Source organism: Corynebacterium glyciniphilum AJ 3170, assembly GCF_007673095.1.
Classification (GTDB): Bacteria; Actinomycetota; Actinomycetes; order Mycobacteriales; family Mycobacteriaceae; genus Corynebacterium.
In genome coordinates, this window is the sequence record NZ_VDYZ01000343.1 from 1 (window position 1) to 239 (window position 239).

Genomic DNA, 239 nt, shown 5'->3' on the forward strand with positions numbered 1-239 from the left:
GGGGGTATGAGGAATGAAGGATGGGAGGGGGGGGGAGGGGGAGTGGAGGAGAGGGGGGTGGTGAGGTGGGTGGAGGACGAGGGAGGGGTGGTGGGTGAGGGAGGTGATGGAGGTGGGTTGATCGAGGTGGAGGTTGGGTGGGTGGAAGGATGTGGAGGTGGAGGTGTGGAGAAGGGGGTGAGAGATGGGGGAGGAGTGGTTGGGCTTGGCTGTGGGTTGTTGGGGAACAGAGAGGAGGA

1 pseudogene is annotated in these 239 nt (G+C 64.0%); it reads left to right on the plus strand.

The features are described from left to right. Positions 1 to 42: 42 nt before the first annotated feature. Positions 43 to 239, plus strand: a pseudogene (locus FS507_RS20135) (hypothetical protein); the annotation flags it as partial.